At 63.1% G+C, this 15,129-nt stretch carries 22 protein-coding genes; 6 read left to right on the top strand and 16 right to left on the bottom strand.

The window, feature by feature from the left end; genetic code table 11:
- Positions 1–116: 116 nt before the first annotated feature.
- The 12 genes from DFK10_RS00930 to folK all read right to left on the bottom strand — a co-directional run bounded on the left by DFK10_RS00930 (position 117) and on the right by folK (position 8,766).
- Positions 117–446: a DUF1491 family protein gene (locus DFK10_RS00930; RefSeq protein ID WP_109385642.1), complete on the bottom strand. Its 330-nt coding sequence runs from the start codon at positions 444–446 to the stop codon at positions 117–119.
- Positions 446–1,351, bottom strand: a complete 906-nt coding sequence (era, locus tag DFK10_RS00925; protein ID WP_109385640.1) for a GTPase Era — start codon at positions 1,349–1,351, stop codon at positions 446–448. The genes DFK10_RS00930 and era overlap by 1 nt, the downstream gene beginning before the upstream one ends.
- 9 nt (positions 1,352–1,360) lie before the next feature.
- Positions 1,361–2,044, bottom strand: coding sequence for a ribonuclease III (rnc, locus tag DFK10_RS00920; RefSeq protein WP_109385638.1), 684 nt, complete (start codon positions 2,042–2,044; stop codon positions 1,361–1,363).
- Positions 2,041–2,877, bottom strand: coding sequence for a signal peptidase I (lepB, locus tag DFK10_RS00915; protein ID WP_217810024.1), 837 nt, complete (start codon positions 2,875–2,877; stop codon positions 2,041–2,043). The genes rnc and lepB overlap by 4 nt, the downstream gene beginning before the upstream one ends.
- 63 nt (positions 2,878–2,940) lie before the next feature.
- Complete coding sequence (gene acpS, locus DFK10_RS00910; protein WP_109385636.1) at positions 2,941–3,351, bottom strand: holo-ACP synthase; 411 nt, start codon at positions 3,349–3,351, stop codon at positions 2,941–2,943.
- Positions 3,348–3,803, bottom strand: coding sequence for a hypothetical protein (locus DFK10_RS00905; RefSeq protein WP_109385634.1), 456 nt, complete (start codon positions 3,801–3,803; stop codon positions 3,348–3,350). The genes acpS and DFK10_RS00905 overlap by 4 nt, the downstream gene beginning before the upstream one ends.
- On the bottom strand, positions 3,800–4,120 hold the full coding sequence (locus DFK10_RS00900) for a Dabb family protein (RefSeq protein WP_235866729.1): 321 nt from the start codon (positions 4,118–4,120) through the stop codon (positions 3,800–3,802). Before DFK10_RS00900 ends, DFK10_RS00905 begins: the two co-directional genes overlap by 4 nt.
- Positions 4,117–4,857, bottom strand: coding sequence for a pyridoxine 5'-phosphate synthase (locus DFK10_RS00895; protein ID WP_109385632.1), 741 nt, complete (start codon positions 4,855–4,857; stop codon positions 4,117–4,119). The genes DFK10_RS00900 and DFK10_RS00895 overlap by 4 nt, the downstream gene beginning before the upstream one ends.
- A gap of 89 nt (positions 4,858–4,946) precedes the next feature.
- Positions 4,947–5,573, bottom strand: coding sequence for a DUF2062 domain-containing protein (locus DFK10_RS00890; RefSeq protein ID WP_109385630.1), 627 nt, complete (start codon positions 5,571–5,573; stop codon positions 4,947–4,949).
- A gap of 15 nt (positions 5,574–5,588) precedes the next feature.
- Complete coding sequence (locus DFK10_RS00885; protein WP_109385628.1) at positions 5,589–7,727, bottom strand: RelA/SpoT family protein; 2,139 nt, start codon at positions 7,725–7,727, stop codon at positions 5,589–5,591.
- Between the two features lie 18 nt (positions 7,728–7,745).
- A complete protein-coding gene (gene rpoZ, locus DFK10_RS00880) occupies positions 7,746–8,108 on the bottom strand; it encodes a DNA-directed RNA polymerase subunit omega (RefSeq protein ID WP_109385626.1) in 363 nt (120 codons plus the stop codon).
- A gap of 88 nt (positions 8,109–8,196) precedes the next feature.
- Positions 8,197–8,766: a 2-amino-4-hydroxy-6-hydroxymethyldihydropteridine diphosphokinase gene (gene folK / locus DFK10_RS00875; RefSeq protein ID WP_109385624.1), complete on the bottom strand. Its 570-nt coding sequence runs from the start codon at positions 8,764–8,766 to the stop codon at positions 8,197–8,199.
- A gap of 112 nt (positions 8,767–8,878) precedes the next feature.
- Here folK and DFK10_RS00870 point away from each other — a divergent pair, with 112 nt between their 5' ends.
- On the top strand, positions 8,879–9,451 hold the full coding sequence (locus DFK10_RS00870; RefSeq protein ID WP_109385622.1) for a LabA-like NYN domain-containing protein: 573 nt from the start codon (positions 8,879–8,881) through the stop codon (positions 9,449–9,451).
- A 16-nt stretch (positions 9,452–9,467) separates the two neighbouring features.
- Here the strand turns inward: DFK10_RS00870 and DFK10_RS00865 are convergent, their stop codons facing one another.
- A complete protein-coding gene (locus tag DFK10_RS00865) occupies positions 9,468–9,941 on the bottom strand; it encodes a c-type cytochrome (RefSeq protein ID WP_109385620.1) in 474 nt (157 codons plus the stop codon).
- A gap of 110 nt (positions 9,942–10,051) precedes the next feature.
- On the opposite strand from DFK10_RS00865, the gene ispH reads away from it, so the two are divergent.
- From ispH to DFK10_RS00840, 5 genes are read left to right on the top strand one after another with little or no spacing between them, the layout of a single operon-like run.
- Positions 10,052–11,002, top strand: coding sequence for a 4-hydroxy-3-methylbut-2-enyl diphosphate reductase (ispH, locus tag DFK10_RS00860; protein WP_109385618.1), 951 nt, complete (start codon positions 10,052–10,054; stop codon positions 11,000–11,002).
- A gap of 46 nt (positions 11,003–11,048) precedes the next feature.
- The gene (locus DFK10_RS00855; protein WP_109385616.1) at positions 11,049–11,498 is read left to right on the top strand and encodes a DUF3429 domain-containing protein; all 450 of its coding nucleotides are present in this window, start codon (positions 11,049–11,051) and stop codon (positions 11,496–11,498) included.
- On the top strand, positions 11,495–12,088 hold the full coding sequence (locus tag DFK10_RS00850) for a class I SAM-dependent DNA methyltransferase (protein ID WP_109385614.1): 594 nt from the start codon (positions 11,495–11,497) through the stop codon (positions 12,086–12,088). Before DFK10_RS00855 ends, DFK10_RS00850 begins: the two co-directional genes overlap by 4 nt.
- Positions 12,081–12,548: a ribonuclease HI gene (gene rnhA / locus DFK10_RS00845; RefSeq protein WP_109385612.1), complete on the top strand. Its 468-nt coding sequence runs from the start codon at positions 12,081–12,083 to the stop codon at positions 12,546–12,548. Before DFK10_RS00850 ends, rnhA begins: the two co-directional genes overlap by 8 nt.
- Positions 12,545–13,162, top strand: a complete 618-nt coding sequence (locus DFK10_RS00840) for a trimeric intracellular cation channel family protein (protein WP_109385610.1) — start codon at positions 12,545–12,547, stop codon at positions 13,160–13,162. The genes rnhA and DFK10_RS00840 overlap by 4 nt, the downstream gene beginning before the upstream one ends.
- Here DFK10_RS00840 and fmt read toward each other — a convergent pair.
- From fmt to def (DFK10_RS00825), 3 genes are read right to left on the bottom strand one after another with little or no spacing between them, the layout of a single operon-like run.
- Positions 13,159–14,064 (bottom strand): methionyl-tRNA formyltransferase, encoded by a 906-nt coding sequence (gene fmt, locus DFK10_RS00835; protein WP_109385608.1) that lies wholly within the window; start codon positions 14,062–14,064, stop codon positions 13,159–13,161. The two genes, DFK10_RS00840 and fmt, sit on opposite strands and share 4 nt — an antisense overlap.
- A gap of 6 nt (positions 14,065–14,070) precedes the next feature.
- Positions 14,071–14,571 carry a peptide deformylase gene (def, locus tag DFK10_RS00830; RefSeq protein WP_109385606.1) on the bottom strand — a complete coding sequence of 167 codons (501 nt, stop codon included), beginning with the start codon at positions 14,569–14,571 and terminating at the stop codon, positions 14,071–14,073.
- Positions 14,572–15,093, bottom strand: a complete 522-nt coding sequence (gene def, locus DFK10_RS00825) for a peptide deformylase (RefSeq protein ID WP_109385604.1) — start codon at positions 15,091–15,093, stop codon at positions 14,572–14,574.
- Positions 15,094–15,129: the final 36 nt, after the last annotated feature.

Here is a 15,129-nt window from a genome sequence, read left to right as displayed (position 1 = left end):
CGGTCGTTTCGGCCTTACTTGGACCTCTTTATCTTGCGAGGACAGTCAAACATGCCGAGGCCCCCACCGTCTTGATTGAAATCAAGCGCGCCTGCGTCTTCGCGCCTCGGTCCGTCTCAATCCGCCAGCCCCGGTTCGTCCAGCAGATGCCGCCCGGCACGGTCTTCGACCTCGATGATCCATAGGTCAGGGTCGAATTCGGCTTGCCGGGCAAGGGCGGCGTCGACCTCGGGCTCCTCGCCCTCGGTCAGCACCATCCATTTGCGGTCCCCCGTCACAAGGTCGAAAGACCGCTGATAGGCCACCGCGCGCCCGTCCAGCGTATTCAGCTTGACCAGCACCGCGCCCGCCGTTGCGTCCCCCTTGCGCACGACGAAGGCGGGTATGTCGGCCAGACGCAACCGCGTCAGGTAGGCCGAAACCCAGACATCCGCCGTCAGGCGCATCAGTTGCCGTCCCGGAAATCCAGCCCCATCTCGGAATATCGTTCCGCTTCTTCCAGCCAGTTCGGGCGCACCTTGACCTGAAGGAACAGGTGGATCTTGCGGCCCAGGAATTCCTCAAGCTCCTCGCGGGCAGCCTTGCCAACAGCCTTGATGGTCTCGCCCTTCTTGCCCAGGACAATGCCCTTGTGGCCATCGCGCATGACATAGACCACCTGATCGACACGGGCCGAGCCATCCTTGCGCTCTTCCCAGTTCTCGGTTTCGACAGTCAGCTGGTAGGGCAATTCCTGATGCAGGCGCAGAGTCAGCTTTTCCCGCGTCATCTCGGCGGCGATCATCCGCAACGGCAGGTCGGCGATCTGGTCCTCGGGGTAGAGCCACGGGCCCTCGGGCATCTGGTCCGCCAGCCAGCGGCGCAGGTCGTCGCAACCATGGCCCTTTTCGGCAGAGATCATGAAGGTTTCGACGAAGGGGAAACGGTCGTTCATTTCCTTGGTCAGGGCCAGCAAAGCCGGTGCTTCGACCCGGTCGATCTTGTTGATGGCCAGTGCCACCTTGCGGCCCTTACCGACCTCTTCGAGCTGTTCAAGGATGGTTTCCACGCCTTCGGTCACGCCGCGATGCGCCTCGACCAGCAGGACAATCACATCGGCATCGGCCGCCCCACCCCAGGCCGCGGCAACCATGGCCCGGTCGAGGCGGCGACGCGGACGGAACAGGCCCGGCGTGTCGACAAAGACGATCTGCGCGTCCCCCTCCAGCGCCACGCCACGGATGCGCGCGCGCGTGGTTTGCACCTTGTGCGTGACGATCGAGACCTTGGCCCCGACCATCTGGTTGGTCAGGGTGGACTTGCCCGCGTTGGGCTCACCGATCAGGGCGACGAATCCGGCGCGTTGGGTCATCTCGATATCCTATTCTGCCTCTAGCCGGTCCAGCAAAGCCTTTGCGGCCGCGTGTTCCGCATGGCGTTTGGAGCCGGCAGTGGCTTTTTCCGCTTCGCCCGTCTCCAGCGCGACCTCGATCACGAATTGCGGTGCGTGATCAGGCCCCGTGCGTTTCAGCTCTTTGTAGACGGGCGGCTGCTGGCCACGGGCCTGGGCCCATTCCTGCAGCGCCGTCTTTGCATCACGGGCATCCGCCTTGACCGTGGTGATGCGATCCCCCCAAAGCGCAACGATCCGCGCTTGCGCGGCCTCGAACCCGGCATCGAGGTAGACTGCGGCGATCACCGCCTCCATCGCATCGCCCAGCAGCGCCTCCTTGCGGCGGCCGCCCGACTTCATTTCGGAGCGCCCCAGTTTCAGCACCGTGCCAAGGTCGATCTGGCGGGCGATGGCGGCGCATGTCTCCTTGCGGACCAGAGCGTTGTAGCGCGGCGCCAGTTGGCCTTCGGTCGCCTGTGGATCAGCTTTCAGCAAGGCTTCGGCCATCACCAGCCCCAGCACCCTGTCACCCAGGAATTCAAGGCGCTGGTTGTCGTCGCGATGGACGCTGGACATGGACGGATGCGTCACTGCACGGATCAACAGATCGGGGCTGGAAAACCTGTGGCCCAGCCTCTCCTGAAACGCCTTCAAATCCGCCGACAGTTTCACTCGATCGCCTTGAAGTAGCGGTCCGACCGCCAGGTCCAGAAGGCCAGCATGGACCGCCCGGCGGACGAGAACATGATCCGGTCAGCGCGACCGACGATATCCTCGTAGGGCACGAAGCCCACGCCACGTGCGGCCTGCGGCACACGGCTGTCCGAGGAGTTGTCACGGTTATCACCCATGAAGAAATATTGCCCCTCGGGCACGGTGAAAACCCCGGTATTGTCCAGCGCGCGGCGCCCGATATTCAGGATACCGTGCGACACCCCATTGGGCAGGGTCTCTATGAAACGTTCCTTCTGGCAGTCCGACCCGATGCCGACCGCGCCGTTCTGGCATTGCGGCAAAAGGCCTTCGGGGCCTTGGTGCTCCATGGTCTCGATGAAGAAGCCGTCCTGATTCTGCGCGGCGGCCTCGCCATTGATGAAGACAACCCCGTTGCGCAGCTGAATCTGGTCACCGGGCAGGCCGATCAGGCGCTTGATGAAATCGCGGCCCGTCACCGGGTGGCGGAACACAACGACATCGCCGCGCTCTGGCTCTGACCCGAAAAGTCGGTCATTGCCGCCCTTGAAGACACCGCAGAAATCCTCGGCATCCACATCGATTCCGAACCGCGGAATGATGATCGAGGGGCAGGACGCGTAGGAATAGCCATAGGCCATCTTGTTGACGAAGAGGAAATCGCCGATCAGCAGCGTGTCTTTCATCGACCCCGACGGGATCCAGAACGGTTGAAAGAAGAAGGTCCGGAACACCCCGGCGATAAGCAGGGCATAGACCACCGTCTTGATGGTTTCCTTGACGGTGTGAAGGATTCCGGTGCTTTCGGACATGAGGCGAATTTCCCTTGAAAAGTCCGATGCTACATGCGGCGGCGGCACGCCCGAGTCAACAGGTCAGTCGGGCTGTCCGGCGGGCCTGGCTTCGATCACCACGAAGGCCTGCGCCCAAGGGTGATCGTCCGTCAGGGTGACGTGGATGATCGCCTCGTGCCCCTCGGGGGTCATTTCGTCCAGGCGGTCTCTTGCCCATCCCGTGACGGCCATGACCGGCTGGCCGGTGTGCAGATTGCTGACGGCCATGTCCTTCCAGGCGATGCCCATGCGCAGCCCGGTGCCCAGCGCCTTGGAACACGCCTCTTTCGCGGCCCAGCGTTTGGCATAGGTGCCTGCGGTATCCGCACGGCGTTCGGCCTTGGCCTGCTCGATCTCGGTGAAGACCCGGTTGCGGAACCGGTCACCAAAGCGGTCGAGCGTGCCCTGGATGCGTTCGATATTGGCCAGGTCCGTTCCGATACCCAGGATCATTCGCGCCCCAACTCGTGCCGCACAGTGACCTCGCCCGTGGCCTGGTTGACAATCGCGTGGACGATTAGCGAATTGGAAAACTCCTCTTCCGGCAGGTAGAGCCGGCCCGGCACCGAAAGGGTCAGCCCCCGCGCCGGGTCATATGCGGCTGTCAGCTCGTCGAAATAGAGGCCCGCATACCCCATCCCGCGATCGAACCCGACAAGTGTGCACCGTCGTTCCCCCAGCGCCATGCGGGGCGGATGCAGGATCAGAAGGTAGAAGGCCCCGGCCGCCGGTTCGATCCGGTCGATCAGCGCCACACGCACCTCGCCATTGGCGAAACTGCGGGTGTGGTCGACCCAGGGTTCGGGAATTCCGTCCGCCCCGGCGCGCCAGTCGCAGGGCTCGATGGATTGTGCCGGGGCGGCAAGTGGTAAAAGAGCGAAAAGCAGGGCCAGGACAGGTTTCATGGGCGGGTTTCTGTATCCAGATCGTAGACGACTATCCCATCCGCCCCGCCGTCGCACAATGCCACAAGCCGGCCACCCAATGCCTGATGGCGCGGATCGGCTGCGTAAAGGCCCAGTGCCGCCTGGTCTTCAAAACGGCAGATAAACCCGTAAGGATGGTCCGGCGACTTTCCTTCGGCATCGACATTGCGGCCATGGGCAAAGCCCTTGAACCCGTCGATCTGGCCCACCAGCGCGGCCAGTCCGGCCATCACGGAGGCAAGTTCGCCGGGGTCATGATCTTGGCGCAGGTTGAGCATGACGCAATGCAGGATCACGCCCGCGCCTCGTCCATCAGACGGCGCATTTCCCGGATCGCCGGGTCCAGCCCCATGAAGATGGATTCGGCTATGATGAAATGGCCGATATTGAGCTCTTTGACCTCGGGAAAGGCCGCAATGGGTTTCACGGTGTCGAAGGTCAGGCCGTGGCCTGCATGGACCTCCAGGTCCAGTGAATGGGCAAAGGTGGTCATTTCACGCAGCGCCTCCAGTTCGCGGTCTCGGTCGTCGAAGCGACCCTCGGCATGGGCATCGCAATAAGCGCCGGTATGCAACTCGATCACCTGGGCACCGATCCGATGCGCCGCCTCGATCTGGCGCTGGTCAGCCGCGATGAAGATCGAGACACGGCACCCCGCCTCGCGCAGGGGCGCAATGAAATGAGCCAGCCGGTTTTCCTCGCGCGCCACTTCGAGACCGCCCTCGGTCGTGCGCTCCTCCCGCTTTTCCGGCACGATGCAGACCGCGTGCGGCTTGTGACGCAAGGCAATCTTCTGCATTTCCTCCGTCGCGGCCATCTCGAAATTCAGTGGGCCCTCCAGCGCCTCCATCAGGGCTTCGATATCGGCGTCAGAAATATGACGGCGATCCTCGCGCAAATGGGCGGTGATGCCATCGGCGCCTGCGGCCTCGGCCAGCCGAGCCGCCCGGACGGGATCCGGATAGGTGCCGCCCCGGGCATTTCGCACGGTCGCCACATGATCGATGTTCACGCCCAAACGCAGGTCGTTCATGGCTTTGCTCCTTGGCTGTACCGGGTCAGGCTAGCGCTGCACCAAACGCAGCGAAAGCGTGTTTGCATGACGATTGCTGATGCACAAGGTCACTGTTCCGGACGTTGCGACTGCTTGAGCTTGCCCAACCGTTGCCTCAGCGCCTTGCGACGGCGGTTCTGGTAAACATGGATCAGCCGGACCACCACGTAATAGGCGATGGTCGCGGCGACGATGCCGGGGATGACCGACCCCACCATGAAGGGGAAGAAGGTGGTGTCGTAAAAGGCCCTCAGCCCATCCCACTGCATCGCCTCGGGGGTGAAAACGGCACGGATGTTGTGCAAGATGTCCGACCAGGCCGACGAAATCTCGGCATTCAGGTCGATCTTTGCCGGTGATTGGCCGAGCAGCCAGTGCCCGAACCACAGCGAGGTAGCGGCGATCGGAATATAGGTCAGCGGATTGCCGAAAAAGGTCGCCAGCAAAGCGGCGACAAGATTGCCGCGCATCAGCCGGGCAATCAGCAACGAGATGATGAAATGCAGCCCGAAGAAGGGGGTGAAGGTCACGAATACCCCGGCCCAGACGCCGCGTCCGATCTTTTCAGGGGTGTCCGGCAGGCGCCGCACGCGATGCTTGACGTATTGCGCAGCCCGCGCCCAACCGCCCCGGGGCCAGAAGAACTCGAAGATGATCCGCCAGATCGGGCGTCTGTCCCTGCGTCTGAAGACCACCTTTGCGTTCCTGTCCTAGTCCTGTCTTTCGACCGCACCCGCACGGTCCGGATCTCGGTGTCGGCTAAGCGCCGAAACATGGCTTTCCGCTTCGAGCGCCGTCATCACCCTGTGCATATGCTCAACATCGCGCAGGTCAACCTCGATCAGCAACCTGTAGTAATCGGGCTTGCGGTCAATGAAGACCAGATCGGAAATATTCGCTTCCTGCTCGCCGATCAGGGTGCAGATGCGGCCCAGAACCCCGGCATCGTTGGTGATGGTAAGATCCATCGTGACGGTATTGTTCGCCTTGTGCGTGCCCTCGGCCCAATGCAGGTCGATCCACCGGTCGGGCTGTTCCTCGAACTGGGCCAGCACGTCGCAGTCGATCGCATGAATGACGACACCTTGCCCGCGATAGGTGATGCCGACGATGCGTTCACCCGGCACCGGCTGGCAGCACTGGGCGCGGCGGAATGACTGGTCGGCGGCAAGGCCGACCACGGCGCGGCGCGGCTCGATCTCCTGGCCGCCTGTCTCGGCAAGCTCCGGATAGATCGCGCGCACGACCTCCCGGCTGGTAAGGTCGGCGCTACCAAGCCGTTCCAGCAAATCATCCGTGGCCGAGATGCCCAGTGCCTTTGCGGCGGTGCCAAGCGCCTTGTCCGTGGCCTTCTTGCCGATATTCTCGAAGGCCACGCGCGCCAGTTCCCGGCCCAGCCGAATGAATCGTTCGCGATCCTCTTCGCGCAAAGCCCGGCGAATTGCGGTCTTGGCGCGGCCCGTCACGGCGATGTCGATCCAGGTTACCTGGGGGCTTTGGCCCTCGGCGGTGATGACCTCGACCGACTGGCCGTTCTTGAGCCGCGTCCACAGCGGAACGCGCAACCCGTCCACCTTGGCCCCGACAGTCGCATGGCCGATCCGCGTGTGAATGGCATAGGCGAAGTCGATAGGCGTGGCCCCACGGGGCAATTTGATCACGTCGCCCTTGGGCGTGAAGCAGAAGACCTGGTCCTGGTACATTTCCAGCTTCACGAAATCGAGGAACTCGTCGTGGTCCTGCTCCTCGTCCAACCGCTCGGTCATCGAGGCCACCCAGCGCGCCGGATCCACGGCAAAGCGGTTCTCGACCAGTTCCCCGTCACGATAGGACCAATGGGCGGCCACGCCGGTCTCGGCGACCTCGTGCATCTCGCGGGTGCGGATCTGAACCTCGACCCGCTTGCCGTCGCGCCCCGAAACTGTCGTATGGATCGACCGGTAACCGTTGGATTTCGGCTGGCTGATGTAATCCTTGAACCGGCCCGGAACGGCACGCCAGCGCTGGTGGATCACGCCGAGGACGGCATAGCAATCCGCCTCTGACCCGGTGATGATGCGAAAGCCGTAGATGTCGGACAGGCGCGAAAACCCCTGGTCCTTTTCCTGCATCTTGCGCCAGATCGAATAGGGCTTCTTGGCCCGGCCATAGATCTCGGCGTGCAGACCGGCCCGGTCCAGTTCGGTTTCCATGTCGCTGGTGATCTTCTCGATCACATCGCCGGTTTCGCGTTGCAGCGTGATGAACCGGCGGATGATCGAATTACGCGCCTCTGGGTTGAGCACGCGAAAAGCCAGATCCTCCAGCTCTTCGCGCATCCACTGCATCCCCATGCGGCCCGCAAGCGGCGCATAGATATCCATGGTCTCGCGCGCCTTCTGAACCTGCTTGTCAGGCCGCATCGACTTGATCGTGCGCATGTTGTGCAGCCGGTCGGCCAGCTTGACCAAGGTCACCCGCAAATCGCGCGAGGTGGCCATGAACAACTTGCGGAAATTTTCGGCCTGCTTGGAGGCCGCGTTGGTCAGCTGCAGATTCGTCAGCTTGGTAACGCCCTCGACAAGGTCAGCGATCTCTCGGCCGAATCGCGCCTCGACCTCGGAAAAGCTGGCCTTCGTGTCCTCGATGGTGTCATGCAGCAGGGCTGTCACGATCGTGGCATCGTCCATCTGCTGTTCAGCAAGGATGCCGGCCACGGCGACCGGGTGCGTGAAATAGGGTTCACCGGAATGTCGGAACTGACCCTCGTGCATCTCTGCCCCGAAGGCAAAGGCATCGCGGATCAGTGCCTCGTTGGTCTTTGGGTTGTAGGTTCGGACCAGCCCGATCAGGTCATCTGCCGCGATCATCGAGGTCCGAATCCACCCTTACTTCTGGCCCTGGGCTTCCATCAGGGCGCGCAGAAGCTTTTCCTCGCTCATATCGTCTTCGGCGGGGGCGTCAGCCTGTTCGCTGCCGCCACCCATCAGGATCGCCATGGAATCCTCTTCGGGCTCGTCCACCTCGATCTGGGTCTGGTTCGATTCGATCAGACGCTCACGCAGATCATCGGCCAGCTGGGTTTCATCCGCGATTTCGCGAAGGGCAACGACCGGGTTCTTGTCGTTGTCGCGATCCACGGTCGCGGCGGAGCCGGCCGAAATCTCGCGGGCACGGTGCGCGGCAAGCATCACCAGCTCGAAGCGGTTCGGAACCTTGTCAACGCAGTCTTCAACGGTCACGCGGGCCATGGGACACTCCAATCGGTCGTTCTGGGCGGTCAGTAGAAGTGGGGTCCATATAGGCTTGACAGTAATTTGACAAGGCGATTCCACGCACTCACAGGGGTTTGACCGCGGCTTTTTCGCTGTCCGGGCGCGCGGCCAGCATCTGCGAAACGGTCAAGCCCAGCCCGGGATGCCGCCAATCACACGCGACATCGGCAAGCGGCACCAACACGAATGACCGATCCCGAAGACGTGGATGCGGCAGGATCAGCTGGTCCGGCGCGGTCACTTTCTGTTGCTCGAGTGGCAGATCACGCCAGCGCGCCTGGGTCGCGGCATCGGGCAAGACCAGGTCTCCGACCGCGATCAGATCAAGATCGAGGCTGCGCTGTCCCCAACGCACCCGTCGTTCCCGCCCGAAATCCTGTTCGATCGCGTGTAGGCGGGCCAGAATGTCCTCGGCCGACAGATCGGACCGGAAGGCGCAGGCCGCGTTTACGAAATCTGGCCCGGCCCCCGCAGGAAAGGCAGGTGTGGCGTAGAAACGGCTGCTGGCCAGGTCGGCGCCGAAGGCGCCGCGCAAGGACGCCACTGCGGCCTCGACGGTCGTTCGCGCATCGCCTTGAGCGGATGCAGCGTTCGACCCAAGGGCGACCAGAACAAGGCGGTCAGTGCTAGACATTAAACGGGGTTGTCCCATGTTACATTTGCATTACATTGCGCGCGCTTCGCCGGGACCTAACGCCACTCACGTTTAATCCCAACCGGCGATTTGCCATTGGAAGGAAAAAATTATGTTCTATCGCGATGAGCGTCTTGCGCTCTTCATCGATGGTTCGAACCTGTATGCGGCGGCAAAGGCGCTTGGGTTCGACATTGATTACAAGCTGCTCCGACAGGAATTCATGCGCCGGGGCAAGTTGCTGCGTGCCTTTTACTACACGGCCCTGCTTGAAAATGATGACTATTCTCCGATCCGCCCTCTGGTGGACTGGCTGCACTACAATGGCTTCACCATGGTCACCAAGCCGGCCAAGGAATTCACCGACAGCCAAGGCCGCCGCAAGGTGAAAGGCAACATGGACATCGAACTGACCGTCGACGCCATGGAGCTTGCCCCGCATGTGGATCATATCGTCCTGTTCTCGGGCGACGGCGATTTCCGTCCGCTGATCGAATCGATACAGCGCAAAGGTGTTCGGGTTTCCGTTGTCTCGACCATCCGCAGCCAGCCGCCGATGATTGCCGATGAACTGCGCCGCCAAGCCGACAATTTCATCGAGCTGGACGATCTGCGCGACGTCATCGGCCGTCCGCCCCGCGAACCTCGCGAGGACCGGAACGAGGCTGTGACCACCGCTGATTGACGTCTCCGAACGCCGCCTACTGGGCCTGCGCGGCCACGGCGGCGTTCATTTCATCATGGCGGGCGATGATCCGGTCGGACCAGGTGCTCTTGATATAGGCCAGCACCTCCAGGATCTGCTGATCGCTCAACTGCCCCTCGAACCCCGGCATGTCGCTTTCATAGCCATTGCCCACCACCGCAGCGGTTCCGTATTTCGTCAGCATGAACAGCTGGATATCGGGATGGTGCCAAGTGTGGCCGGTTTCGTCATGCGGCGGGGCCGGCAGGCGGCCAGTGTCCTTCGGCGTGCGCCAGTTCGGCTCGCCGCTCAGATCGGCGGCATGACAGCTTGCGCAATATTCGCCGTAGATCGCCTCGCCGGCGGCAACGGCCTCCGGGACGTCATAAGGCAGGATCTGGCCCGGCTTCTGATCCGCGGCAACCGACAGCGCAAATCCGCCGCCCAGAGCCACGAGACTCCCCAACACGGTCCAAGTCACTTTCGTCATGCGGTCCTCCAATTTTCACCCATCTGCGAAGGTTCCCGCGCTGGAAGGCAAGACACCATTTCTTGAAGCCGCTTCTGGACGCTGCCCGCGCCAGCGCCTAGGTGTAGCGCATGACAAAATCGCCCCTGACTCTCTACCTTGCCGCGCCTCGCGGCTTCTGCGCCGGTGTCGACCGCGCCATCAAGATCGTCGAGATGGCGCTCGAGAAATGGGGCGCGCCCGTCTTCGTCCGCCACGAGATCGTGCACAATAAGTATGTGGTCGATGATCTGCGCGCCAAAGGTGCAGTTTTCGTCGAAGAACTGGACGACTGCCCCGATGACCGCCCGGTCATCTTCTCGGCCCATGGCGTGCCCAAGGCCGTTCCGGCCGAGGCCGCCCGCCGCGAAATGGTCTATGTCGATGCCACATGCCCGCTGGTCTCCAAGGTGCATATCGAGGCCGCCCGCCACGCCGAGAACGGGTTGCAGATGATCATGATCGGCCACGCCGGCCATCCCGAAACCGTTGGGACGATGGGGCAATTGCCCGAGGGCGACGTGCTTCTGGTCGAGACGGTCGAGGATGTGGCAACTGTCGAGGTGCGCGACCCCGAAAAGCTGGCCTTCGTCACGCAAACCACCCTGTCAGTCGATGACACGGCGGATATCGTCACCGCGCTGAAGGCGCGGTTTCCTGCCATCGTCGGCCCGCACAAGGAAGACATCTGCTACGCGACGACCAACCGGCAAGAGGCCGTCAAGGCCGTCGCGCCGCGCGCTGACGCGCTTTTGGTGGTTGGAGCGCCGAATTCCTCGAACTCGAAACGTCTTGTCGAAGTCGCCCGCAAGGCGGGCTGCCCCTATGCGCAACTGGTCCAGCGGGCAACGGATATCGACTGGCGCGCCCTGGACGGCATCGCGTCGATCGGGATCACGGCGGGGGCCTCGGCGCCGGAAACCCTGATCAACGAGGTGATCGACGCCTTCCGCGATCGTCATGACGTGACCGTCGAAACCGTGGAAACCGCGCAGGAAAACGTCGAGTTCAAGGTGCCCCGCGTCCTGCGGGAACCGGCCTGACCGCTCGGCGCTTGCCAAGCCGGGAAGACGGCTCAAATATGACCCCATGAAAGAGATCCCCCGATCCGCCCTTGTCCTCGGCATTGCCGGCCTGCTGCCCTTTCTCTGGGGCGCGTTGACCGTGCTGTTTCCGGATTTCGGCCTGCAATGGATGAACCGTATCGGCGGACGCTTCGTCGGGCCGTATATCCAGATTGCCTATGGCACCGTGATCCTGGCCTTCATGTCCGGTGTCCTGTGGGGCTTTGCAACCCGGGCCGAAGGACGCCTGGCGGCCTTGGGGTATTCCCTGTCCGTGATCCCGGCGCTCTGGGCCTTTTTCATGGTTGGCGGCGGTCCCCATAGTGCCGCGATCAACCTGGCCACGGGGTTCGCCGGGCTGCTGCTTCTGGATTGGTTCTTCTGGAACGCGGATCTTGCGCCGCGCTGGTGGATGAGGCTGCGCCTGCCGCTGACGCTGGTTGTCCTGCTGTGCCTCGCCCCGGTGGCACTGTGAGCCCAGACAAGCGCACGCTGGCCGTCTACGACGCCAAGGCCGAGGACTACGCCGCCCTGTTTCACGACGCCAAGGAGGGCAAGGACCTTCGGGCCTTCATCGCAGGTCTGCCAAGGGGCGCACGCGTTATGGACCTCGGCTGTGGCCCCGGCGCCGCCTCGGCCCACATGATGCGCGCCGGTCTGGACCCGGACCCGGTGGATGCAAGCCCCGCGATGGTCGCCCTCGCGCGCTCCCGCTTCGGCCTGCCCGCCCGCCTGGCCCGGTTCGACGAGATCGACACCACAGCCACCTATGACGGGGTTTGGGCCAATTTCTCTTTGTTGCATGCGCCCCGCGCGGAGCTGGCGCAACACCTCGCCCGCCTGCACCGTGCGCTCAAGCCCGGCGGGCGACTGCACCTCGGCATGAAGCTGGGGAAAGGCGAAGGCCGCGATGCCCTTGGCCGGTTCTATGCCTATTACAGCGAAGACGAACTGACGGAACACCTGGCCCGGGCCGGTTTCTCGGTTGCATCCCGGCGCACTGGCACGGAAAAGGGCCTCGCTGGAACCAACGACCCTTACATCATCCTGATTGCCCATGCCTGACCTATACGCTTTCACCGACGGGGCCTGCTCCGGCAATCCCGGCCCCGGAGGCTGGGGCGCATTGCTGCAAGCCAAGGACGGCGACCGCGTGGTGAAGGAAAAAGAACTATTCGGCGGCGAGGCCGAGACCACCAACAACCGGATGGAACTGATGGCCGCGACCGAGGCGTTGAACGCCCTCTCGAAACCCAGCCGCGTGACCGTCGTGACCGATAGCAGCTACGTCAAGGACGGGATCACCAAGTGGATCCATGGCTGGAAGGCCAAGGGCTGGAAGACCGCCAGCAGGAAACCGGTCAAGAATGCCGAGCTTTGGCAGGCCCTGGATGCTGCGGCCGCGCGTCATCAAGTGACCTGGGAATGGGTCAAAGGCCATGCCGGCCACCCCGAGAACGAACGCGCCGATGAACTGGCGCGCGCTGGTATGGAACCTTTCAAACCGCAAAAGCTAAACCAATGATCGCCGCGCTCGATATGGCCTCGGTATTCATCTTTGCGCTGACCGGTGCATTGGTGGCCAGCCGGGCTCAGCTCGATATTGTCGGCTTCCTCTTCGTGGCCAGCCTTACGGCCGTCGGCGGCGGCACCTTGCGTGATGTGCTTCTAAACCGCGACGCCGTGTTCTGGGTCGCCGACCCCGCCATTCTCTGGGCCGCCGCCATTCCCGCCGTTTTGGTGTTTTTCACGGCCCACTTGCTGGAAAGCCGCCTGACGGTGCTGACCTGGCTGGATGCCTGCGCACTTGCCGTTGCGGTGCCTGCGGGGGTGGCTGTTGCGCTCTCCCTGGGGCAGCCCGCGGGCGTCATCCTTATCATGGGCGTATCGACGGGCTGTTTCGGTGGCCTGATGCGCGACGTAGTCTGCAACGAGGTGCCGCTGGTGCTGAAACAGGGTGAGCTTTATGTCACCTGCGCCTTCGCGGGTGCTGGTGCGGCCATCATCGCGCTGCAATTCGGATTGGACGAACAGCTTGGCTTGATCCTGTGCGGTCTCACCACATTGGCCCTGCGCGCCGGCAGCCTTGCCTTTGGCTGGCGGCTGCCTGTCTACAAGGCCCGCGCACCGCGGCGCTAGGTCATCCGGCCGGACGGCGCCCACCCGCGCAGGATTTCCGACGCAGGGGCCGGTTTCCTGCCCGCCCGCTGCATCTCGAGGATCTCGACAGCGCCGGTCCCGGCCCCGATCTTCAAACTGCGCCCCGAGGCGACCTCCCCCGCAGGCAAATCCAGATCGGACAGACGCGCCCGAAGGAATTTCACCCGCTCGCCATCGATTTCTGACCATGCACCGGGGAACGGCGACAGCCCGTTGATCTGGCGCACGATCTCGGCATTGGACCGCGTCCAGTCGACCCGCGCCTCGGCCTTGTCGATCTTGGCGGCATAGGTCACACCCTCTTGGGGCTGAGGCTCTGGCGTCAGGTTTTCCAGATTGGCCAACGCCTCGACGATTGCGTTGGCGCCCAGCACCGACAGCCTGTCATGCAGATCACCGGTCGTCTCGGTTTCACCGATCGGGGTCGCCCGGCGCAGCAGGACCGGCCCGGTATCCAGCCCGGCCTCCATCTGCATGATGCAAACGCCGGTCTCCGCGTCCCCCGCCATGATCGCCCGATGGATCGGCGCCGCACCACGCCAGCGGGGCAACAAAGAGGCATGGATATTCAAACAACCATGCTCAGGCGTATCCAGAATGGGCTGTGGCAGCAAAAGGCCATAGGCCACGACAACAGCCACATCCGCGCCAAGCGCGGCGAAGGCGGCCTGTTCGTCGGCGCCTTTCAGGGAGACAGGGTGGCGCACGGGCAAGCCCAGCGCCTCGGCCCGCGCCTGCACCGGGGTCGGGCGATCCTTCTTGCCGCGCCCGGCGGGGCGGGGTGGTTGGCAATAGACGCAGGCAATCTCGTGCCCGGCCTGCACCAGTGCGTCCAGCACCGGCACCGAGAATTCAGGCGAGCCCATGAAAATGATGCGCATTCGTCCCTACCCCGCCTGTAGCTTCCGCGCCTTCTTGACCAACCGGTCGCGTTTCAGTCGCGACAGGTGGTCGAAATACATCCGCCCGTTCAGGTGGTCGATCTGGTGCTGCACGCTTGTCGCCCACAAGCCGACGAAATCGCGCCGGTCATAAACGCCATTCTCGTCCATATACCGCACTGTCACGGCGCGCGGCCGGGAAATCACCGCCGACACACCAGGCAGGTTGGGCGACGCTTCCTCGTGATCACGCAGCTCGATACTGGCATGCAGAATTTCGGGGTTGGCCATACGCACCGCCTGTCCCCGCTTGTCGCTGGCATCCACCACAGCCAGCCGCAGGGGCACGCCCAATTGCACCGCCGCAAGGCCGACACCGGGCATGGCGTCCATCGCCTCGATCATCTCGTCCCAAAGGGCGCGAATGTCATCGGTAATGGCATCAACCGGCTGCGCCGGGCTGCGCAGCACCTTGTCAGGCCAGGGCACGAAGGGGCGCGAAGGCATTCAGGCCCGCGCCAGTTCGCGCTTGAGCTTCACCATCTTGCGCGTGATCATCTGCCGCTTGAGTGGCTTGAGATAGTCGATGAATAGCTTGCCGTTCAGGTGGTCGATCTCGTGCTGCACGCAAGTGGCCCAAAGCCCGTCGAAATGCTCGCTATGGGTCTTGCCGTCCAGCCCCAGCCATTTGACAGATACCTCTGCCGGGCGCTCGACCTCGGCATATTGTTCGGGGATCGACAGGCAACCTTCCTCGTAGACATTCATGGCCTCCGAAACCTCGACGATTTCGGGATTGATCAGAACCATCGGATCTGGCGTCGCTTCGGGGTCCTTGACGCAATCCATGACCAGCACGCGGTCCATGACACCCACCTGCGGGGCAGCCAGCCCGATCCCGGGCGCGTCATACATGGTTTCCAGCATGTCGTCGGCCAGCCGGCGGATATCGTCGGTCACCTCGGCAACCGGCGTCGCCACCTTTTTCAGGCGCGGATCTGGATGGATCAGGATCGGTCTCAAACTCATGAAAGGCCATTTATGTGATTGGACCGCAGGGCGCAA

Source organism: Salibaculum griseiflavum (assembly GCF_003129565.1).
Taxonomy (GTDB): domain Bacteria; phylum Pseudomonadota; class Alphaproteobacteria; order Rhodobacterales; family Rhodobacteraceae; genus Salibaculum; species Salibaculum griseiflavum.
This window is presented reverse-complemented; position numbering and strand designations above follow the sequence as displayed.

Bases quoted from the DNA above. Each gene is read 5' to 3' on its own strand.
- def (WP_109385604.1), bottom strand. From the start codon at position 15,093: ATGAGTTTGAGACCGATCCTGATCCATCCAGATCCGCGCCTGAAAAAG.
- DFK10_RS00905 (WP_109385634.1), bottom strand. From the start codon at position 3,803: ATGAAACCTGTCCTGGCCCTGCTTTTCGCTCTTTTACCACTTGCCGCC.
- DFK10_RS00895 (WP_109385632.1), bottom strand. From the start codon at position 4,857: ATGAACGACCTGCGTTTGGGCGTGAACATCGATCATGTGGCGACCGTG.
- acpS (WP_109385636.1), bottom strand. From the start codon at position 3,351: ATGATCCTGGGTATCGGAACGGACCTGGCCAATATCGAACGCATCCAG.
- era (WP_109385640.1), bottom strand. From the start codon at position 1,351: ATGACCCAACGCGCCGGATTCGTCGCCCTGATCGGTGAGCCCAACGCG.
- folK (WP_109385624.1), bottom strand. From the start codon at position 8,766: ATGTCTAGCACTGACCGCCTTGTTCTGGTCGCCCTTGGGTCGAACGCT.
- ispH (WP_109385618.1), top strand. From the start codon at position 10,052: ATGACAAAATCGCCCCTGACTCTCTACCTTGCCGCGCCTCGCGGCTTC.
- fmt (WP_109385608.1), bottom strand. From the start codon at position 14,064: ATGCGCATCATTTTCATGGGCTCGCCTGAATTCTCGGTGCCGGTGCTG.
- rpoZ (WP_109385626.1), bottom strand. From the start codon at position 8,108: ATGGCCCGCGTGACCGTTGAAGACTGCGTTGACAAGGTTCCGAACCGC.
- def (WP_109385606.1), bottom strand. From the start codon at position 14,571: ATGCCTTCGCGCCCCTTCGTGCCCTGGCCTGACAAGGTGCTGCGCAGC.
- lepB (WP_217810024.1), bottom strand. From the start codon at position 2,877: ATGTCCGAAAGCACCGGAATCCTTCACACCGTCAAGGAAACCATCAAG.
- DFK10_RS00870 (WP_109385622.1), top strand. From the start codon at position 8,879: ATGTTCTATCGCGATGAGCGTCTTGCGCTCTTCATCGATGGTTCGAAC.
- DFK10_RS00840 (WP_109385610.1), top strand. From the start codon at position 12,545: ATGATCGCCGCGCTCGATATGGCCTCGGTATTCATCTTTGCGCTGACC.
- DFK10_RS00930 (WP_109385642.1), bottom strand. From the start codon at position 446: ATGCGCCTGACGGCGGATGTCTGGGTTTCGGCCTACCTGACGCGGTTG.
- DFK10_RS00885 (WP_109385628.1), bottom strand. From the start codon at position 7,727: ATGATCGCGGCAGATGACCTGATCGGGCTGGTCCGAACCTACAACCCA.
- DFK10_RS00865 (WP_109385620.1), bottom strand. From the start codon at position 9,941: ATGACGAAAGTGACTTGGACCGTGTTGGGGAGTCTCGTGGCTCTGGGC.
- rnhA (WP_109385612.1), top strand. From the start codon at position 12,081: ATGCCTGACCTATACGCTTTCACCGACGGGGCCTGCTCCGGCAATCCC.
- DFK10_RS00855 (WP_109385616.1), top strand. From the start codon at position 11,049: ATGAAAGAGATCCCCCGATCCGCCCTTGTCCTCGGCATTGCCGGCCTG.